Annotated in this window: 2 protein-coding genes; both read right to left on the bottom strand. The window is 71.5% G+C overall.

The window, feature by feature from the left end; genetic code table 11:
- Positions 1 to 43 precede the first annotated feature (43 nt).
- Positions 44 to 514 (bottom strand): hypothetical protein, encoded by a 471-nt coding sequence (locus ACJA3G_RS31805; protein ID WP_406556510.1) that lies wholly within the window; start codon positions 512 to 514, stop codon positions 44 to 46.
- A partial coding sequence (locus ACJA3G_RS31800) for an RHS repeat-associated core domain-containing protein (RefSeq protein ID WP_406556509.1) occupies positions 511 to 4,050 on the bottom strand: 3,540 nt, incomplete at its 5' end. The genes ACJA3G_RS31800 and ACJA3G_RS31805, both read right to left, overlap by 4 nt.

Here is a 4,050-nt window from a genome sequence, read left to right as displayed (position 1 = left end):
GTACGGGGTGAGTGGGGGCCTGGCGCCGGCGCCAGGCCCCCACTCACCCCGTACCGGACGGCTCTCCCCAGACCGCCTGGAGGTCGCGGGCGTGGACCGTGACCGTGGCATCCGTCAGGGCGATCTCGTGGAGACAGCCGCCGTCGTCGGCGGGCAGGATCTCGTCCAGGAGTACCGCGTCGGACCGCATCCAGTCGATTTCATGGTCGTAGGCGATGGCGAAACGGACCACGCCCGTGTAGGCGATACGAAGGCCCGCCTCGTGCTTGAACTGGTTCGGGGCGAAATCGAGGGTGAGTGTGCCGCTCTTGTCCGTCGCGATACGGATGTCGGCAAGCTCCAGGTCCTTCACGCATCGTGCCGCGTTCCGGCGGTAGTGATCGCCGTCGCGGGCGAAGGCGCGGGCGCCGGGCGGCAGTGCCTCCTCGAACTCCGGGAGCGCCGCGAGGTAGGCGGTGGCGTCCGTGAAGAATCCCTGGAACGCGTCGTCCCAGGCAGCCTTGACGTATTTCATTTGCAACCTTCTGCTGCGAGACGAGGGCGTTGCCATTTGTCGCCGGAGATGTCCTCGGTGCCCTTGGGGCCGACCCGGCCGGTCCTGCGCAGGGTGTCCACGGCCCGCCCCTTGAGGGCGTTCTCCACACTGGGCGGAACCTGAACGTCTGCGGCGGTCGTGCCGTGCTTGTTGAACCAGCCGTCGCTGCCGAAGATACCGACTTCACGACCGGATTTATCGTATACGTGGATCTCGAAGTCGGTTCCCTTCGTCCCCTCCTGCCATGTGTCGAGGCGCCCCCGGTAGCCGGAGCCGAGGTCCAGTGGGTCCTTCGGGCCCTTGGGCGCCAGGCCGAGCGGGTCGATCCAGCCGGTGGCGTTGAGGACGTAGGCGTGGTGGTCGGGAGCGGGCTCCAGGCCCAGCGGGTCCGGGCTGAGGTAGCGGGCCGTTTCGGGGTCGTAGTAGCGGAAGTGGTTGTAGTGCAGGCCGGTTTCGGGGTCGGCGTACTGGCCTGGGAAGCGCAGGGGGCACTCCACGGCCGGTGGCTCCAGGGCCGGGGCCACGGCAGTGCCCCACAGGGCAGGGCGCAGGCTCCACGCCACATGCCCGTCCGCGTCCACCAGTTCCGTGGGGGTGCCGACCGGGTCGGTGACGATGCCGTGGAAGGCGGTGGTGCGGTCGGCCGCGGGGTCGGCGGCCAGCTCCGCGAGGAGGGATCCGCCCGGCTTGCGCAGCAGGGGGCGGTGGTCGGTCTGGGTGAGAGGCCGGTGGGAGTCGGGGGCGTAGTCCCAGGTGGTGAACCGGCCGTCGGGCAGTTCCCGCTCGGCGAGCCGGTTCCCGTCCCAGGTGAAGGCCGTGCGCCCGGCGGGCGAGCCGTCGGCGGTCAGGTGGTCCTTGGCGACGCGGCGGCCGAGCGGGTCGTAGGTGTAGTGCCAGGTGTCGCCGTCCGGGGTGCCTGCCGACACGAGGCGGTCCTCGGCGTTCCAGGTGTAGGTCCAGGTGCGCATCTGCCCGTTGAGAAGCTTGCGGGTCCTGCGGACGAGGCGGCCCTGGGCGTCGTGCTCGTACGTGGTGCGGCCCGCCCGCTTCACGAGGGTGCCGGTGAACTCGCGCTCGCCCGGCGCCGGGTGGGCGGGGGCGGTGGCGTGGGTGATGTTGCCCGCTGTGTCGTAGGCGTAGGTCTCGGTCCAGCCGTGGGCCCGGACGCCGGTGACGCGCCCCACTGCGTCGAGGTCGAACTTCCTTGTGCCGGCGATGAGTTCGCGGATCTGGGCGAGGTAGCCGTCGGGGCGGTAGGCGTAGGCGCGGTGCTGGAGCAGACGGGCGGGGCCGTCGGGCCGCCCGGCGGGGGACTGGGCGGCGAGGGACTGGGCGGCGAGGCGGCCCGCCGGGTCCCAGGTCTGGGTCAGGGTCACCGCGTCACCGATGCGGCGTCGGGTCTCCTGGCCTGCCGCGTCGTGGTCGAAGGCCAGCGTGCCCGCGTCGGAGCGCAGTTCGAAGGGGCGGCCGGCCGCGTCGTAGGACCAGTGGGACGTGTGGCCGGACGGGGTGGTGCGCAGGGTGCGCCGTCCCAGGGTGTCGTAGGCGTACGTCGTGGTGCGGCCGTCGGCCGTCTCCGACAGGACGCGGCCCAGTGCGTCCCTCACGTACGTCACTTCCGTGGCCGTGTTGGCCGCGCGCACCAGGTCACCGGCCTCGTCGTATGCGAAGGTGACGCTCTCGCCGCCGCTGTCGCGCTGCTCGGTCACCCGGCCGCGTGCGTCGCGGGTGTAGTGGAGGGTTTCGCCGGCGCCGTTGGTGCATGCGGTCAGCTCGCCGGCCGCGTTGCGCGTGTAGGTGAGGGTGCGGTCGTTGAAGTCGGTCTCGGAGGTGAGGCGGCCCGCTTCGTCGTAGGTGTAGGTCCAGGTGAGGGAGTGGGGGTTGGTGACCTGGGTCAGGAGCAGTTCGGTGTTGTAGGTGAAGGTGTAGGTGGCGCCGTCGGGGTCGGTGCGGGTGGCTGGGACGTCGAAGTGACCTGGCGTGTGGTGGGTGGTGTGGCCGGCCTGGTCGGTGTGGGTGAGCGGGTTGCCCTCGGAGTCCCAGGTCCAGGACTCCGTGGTGCCGTCGGGGTGCTCGCGGCGGGCCGGTTTGCCCTCGGTGGTCCAGGTGGTGCGCGTGGTGTGGCCCAGGGGGTCGGTGACCTCGACCGGGCGGCCGAAGGCGTCGCGGCGGATGGTCGTGGTGTGGCCGAGTTCATCGGTGACCGCGACGGGGATGCCCGCCGTGTTCGGGGTGACCCGGCGCACGCCGCCGAGGGGGTAGGTGACCGAGGTCAGGTGACCCAGCTCGTCGTACACATGGCTGGTCCGCGCGCCGAGCGGGTCGGTGGTGGTGAGCAGGTTGCCCTGTTCGTCGTAGGTGTGGCGCCAGGTGGCTCCGCCCGGCTCGACGACCTCGACGGCCTGGCCCAGCCGGTTGTAGGCGGCGCGGGCCACCGAGCCGTCGGGCAGGGTGAGTTCGGTGAGGTTGCCGTGGTCGTCGTAGGTGTACCGGGTGGTGCGGCCGAGGGGGTCGGTGCTGGTGAGGGGGTTGTCGCCGCGCTCGTCCCACTGGGTGCGGGTGGAGTGGCCGAGGGCGTCCGTCTCCTCGACGACCAGGCCCTCGGTGTTGTAGCGGTGGCTGGAGGTGTGTCCGAGGGAGTCGGTGTAGGTGGTGGTGCGGGCGGTGTCGTCGTAGGTGAGTGTGCCGGAGAGGATGCCGTCGACACCGTCGGTGCGCACGACCCGGCCGCGGTCGTCGTACACGTAGGAGAACCAGGTGCCGTTGCGGTCGGTCCAGCGGGTCATCCGGCCCTGGTCGTCGTAGGCGAAGGTCAACGGCTTGCCGCTGGAGTTGATGACCTCGCTGAGGTTGCCGGCGTCGTCGTAGGCGTAGCGCATGACCACGGTGCCCGCGTCGGGCGGGAGCTGCCCGGTGTAGCGGTCGGGGGCGTGGTCGAGGAGGCGCAGGGCGGTGATGCGGGGGCCGTGGGAGTCGACGGCGAGGTAGTAGCCGCCGGAGTGGCGGATGCCCTCGGGGACGCCGCCGGCGTTGCGCTCGATGTCGATGCGGGCGCCGTTGCGGTCCTGCCAGGCGTCGATGGGCAGGTGGAAGATGCCGGGGGTCGCGGAGTTCAGCGGGGTGCTGAAGGAGCGGATCACGCCGGTGGCCGGGTCGGTGACGGTCATGACGCCGTCCGGTTTGCCGTCCCACTCCAGTGGCCAGCGCGGGCCCTTGACCGGCAGCACCGGCTCGCCCGGCGTCGGCACCGGGTAGACCAGCCGCATACCGTCCGCGCCCGCGAAGACGACACCCTCGCTGTCGATCTGGACGCATTCGTCGAGGGTGGAGATCCAGGTGGGGCCGAAGCACACCCCGCCCCGGTAGGAGGAGAGGTGGGTGCGCTCGAAGGCGAACGGCAGGGAGGCGGGCAGGGTGAGGTCGGTCTGCGACATGAGCATCGCGCCGGTCGCCACGTCGATCGGCTCGCCCACGCACGGGGTGCGCTCGCCGTTGCGGGCGGCGGGGCCCAGTTC

The sequence above is a fragment of the Streptomyces sp. YS-3 genome, assembly GCF_045257485.1.
Lineage (GTDB): Bacteria > Actinomycetota > Actinomycetes > Streptomycetales > Streptomycetaceae > Streptomyces.
This window is presented reverse-complemented; position numbering and strand designations above follow the sequence as displayed.

Excerpts from the sequence above, each read along its gene's own strand:
- ACJA3G_RS31805 (WP_406556510.1), bottom strand. The coding sequence starts at position 514 with ATGAAATACGTCAAGGCTGCCTGGGACGACGCGTTCCAGGGATTCTTC.